Genomic DNA, 2,822 nt, shown 5'->3' on the forward strand with positions numbered 1-2,822 from the left:
GGATCGGTGGCGAGCGCGGGGGCACCCTGGCCTATGTCGTCAACAGCCGTATTGCTTGGGCCGACAGTCGCGAAAATCTCAAGCTGGCTCGGTTCACCGCGCGGGTTCTGATTTCCTCGGAAGATCAGGCCGACCTCGGAGGAGAACCCCTGCAGCAAGTGCCGGCCTTGGCCCCTGGCGAACTACAATTGCCCGCTGGAGAAGGCGGCAAGCCACCGGCTCAAGAATCGCTAGAAGGTATGCTTCCCGATCTCCCTTCCCTGCCCAATCCAGCCGCGCAGTAATATCCCCAGCAGGAAAAATCTGCCTGGAATGCATTAGGGGCGGATCATCCATCGTAGTCGCGGGTTCGTGCCCCTGCATCTGAACGGCCGGCAGCGGGTGAGAGCGAATTTTTCCGCTGGCATTGAGGCTGCGTGCGGGCAGTGCGTGGCCTGGCTTCGCCTTTCCGGCCGCGCCCACCGCACCAGATGCATCTGGCCTTCTTCGAGGCAATGGCCCTCGCTGCCCTGGAAGGGAAGAAGATCCACAGCGATCAGTTGTGGGATGAAAATTGAGTTTCATCCTGAATCGATGTGGAGGGCGTGCGCACAGGCGTGGTGCCGAGTCCCCAACCGGTTCGCCGCAACATGCCTACCGCAAATCCGTTTTGTTTTTCAACAGAGTCGACCAAGAGCGGTCTTTTGCCGCCATCTGATAGAGCCATCGGTCGATAGCATTCCAACGTTGGCACGGCCTCGCATGCTCTGTTTGCATCTGTCTCAAACGATTTTCTATACTCGACGCCAATCGCCAAAACTCACGAGGTATTCATCCAATGCGCCTTTGATGCCACCGTCTGTATGACGGCCTGTCTCTACCTACCCCTACAAGCAGGGGGAGATCTTGGCATCCCTGGAATGACGCATGATGAATCCTTATCTGGCGCTGGACAGCCTTTCCTACGTTCTGTCCGATGGCAGAACGCTTTTCTCCAATCTCACCGAGCAATTCGACCAACAGCCCACTGGCTTGGTTGGGCGCAATGGCATCGGCAAAACCGTGCTGGCGCGGATCTTGGCCGGGGAGCTGGAACCCTCCACTGGACGCTGTTTGCGCTCTGGCACAGTGCATTACCTGTCCCAGCAGGTTTCCCGCCTGAATCATGTCTCCGTCGCCAGCCTAGCGGGTGTACAGGCCACATTGAATGCACTGGAGCGCATCGAGGCCGGTAGCACGGCGCAGGTTGATTTTGATGCCGTGGGTGATTGTTGGGATGTTCGTCAGCGCCTGCAGCATGAGTTGGAGCGAAATGGATTAGGACATCTGAATCCCCAGACTCCGGCGAGCACCCTCAGCGGCGGCGAGGCCATGCGTGTCGCCTTGATTGGAGCCGTTCTCTCGGACGCCGATTTTCTGATTCTCGACGAGCCCAGCAACCATCTCGACCGTCCGAACCGCCAGGCACTGATCGAGCAATTGCAGCGCTGGCCGAATGGCCTGCTGGTGGTCAGCCATGACCGGCAACTGCTGGAGGTGATGGCCCGCATCGTGGAGTTGTCGCCGCTCGGGCTGCGCAACTACGGTGGCGGCTACTCGTTCTATGCGCAATGCAAAGCCCAGGAGCGTGAGAGCGCCATTCAGCAGCTCGAACAGCGCAAGCTCGAACGCAAGCGCGAAGAACAGTCTCTGCGCGAACAGTGTGAACGCCAGGAACGCCGACAGGCGCGTGGCAACCGGCACGGACGCGAGGCCAACCAGGCGAAGATTCTGCTTGATCGCCAGAAGGAGCGCAGCGAAGGCTCGGCAGGCAAGTTGCGACAGCAGCAAACGGCCTTGCGGGAGCAACTGTCCCAGCGCGTGCGCGATGCTGCCCAGCAGGTGGAGGATGATGCCCAGATCACGCTGCATACGCTTCCTGTCACCCAGGCACCGCAACGCCGAGTGGCGGCACTGGATGAAGTAGAACTCCCCTTCGTGCCGCCCGCCCTGCGAAAGATCAGCCTGACATTGAGCGGCCAGCAGCGTATAGGCGTCGTCGGCCCGAACGGCTGCGGCAAATCCACCTTGCTCAAACTGCTGGCCGGTCAGTTTCCACCGTTGTCTGGCCGCTGCGACGTGTATGTCAAAAGTGCCTACCTCGACCAGCAACTGGCCGACTTGGTGCCGCAGAGGTCAACCATTGAACAGATACTGGCAGCCAACAGCACCGCAGGAGAGGAGGTGTTGCGGACACGACTGGCGCAATTGGGCCTGGATGCGCAAAAGATAACCGCTCCGAGCGGCTCGCTCAGCGGCGGTGAGCGCCTGAAAGCGGCCTTGGCCTGCGTACTCTACGCCGATCCACCAGCTCAACTCTTGTTGCTGGACGAACCCAGTAATCATCTTGATCTGCCTTCGGCTCAAGCCCTGGAATCCATGCTGCGCGGCTATCAAGGCGCGATATTAGTGGTTTCGCACGATGACACCTTTCTGAACAATCTTTCTCTGACAGATCGTCTGGTGGCGACTTCGGAGGGCTGGCGGCTGGAGTTGTGGTGAATTACCGAGCAATATCCGGCGTGTCGCTGCGGAGGCGACCCTCTGCAGCAAGTGCCGGCCCAGGAGTCGCTAGACGGCATGCTTCCCGACCTCCTTTCTTTGCCCCACCCACCCGAGCAGTAAAGACCTGCTGGAGACCCTTGCCACCCTGGCTGGGTTCAGGCGGCCCTGTGCCGTCGCAGCAGGTAGGGCGTGGGATCGCCCGTACCTTTTGCGCCGGCCATGCCAAGGCCTGAATAGATCGGCATCCGGGCCTGGTGCAAACTCTGGCTCCGGGCGCACCGGCAGTACCGGCGTAATGG

General features: G+C 60.3%; 2 protein-coding genes. Both read left to right on the top strand.

The annotated features are described in order from the left end of the window. A partial coding sequence (locus BMY22_RS24580) for a hypothetical protein (protein ID WP_244158982.1) occupies window positions 1-284 on the top strand: 284 nt, incomplete at its 5' end. 622 nt (window positions 285-906) lie between these two features. Continuing rightward, window positions 907-2,520, top strand: a complete 1,614-nt coding sequence (locus BMY22_RS23035; protein ID WP_090625634.1) for an ABC-F family ATP-binding cassette domain-containing protein — start codon at window positions 907-909, stop codon at window positions 2,518-2,520. Window positions 2,521-2,822 lie beyond the last annotated feature (302 nt).

Origin of the sequence: Azotobacter beijerinckii (genome assembly GCF_900110885.1) — a bacterium.
GTDB lineage: Bacteria > Pseudomonadota > Gammaproteobacteria > Pseudomonadales > Pseudomonadaceae > Azotobacter > Azotobacter beijerinckii.

What these genes read in the sequence shown, in the direction of transcription:
- BMY22_RS23035 (WP_090625634.1), top strand. Translation starts at nt 907, where the DNA reads ATGATGAATCCTTATCTGGCGCTGGACAGCCTTTCCTACGTTCTGTCC.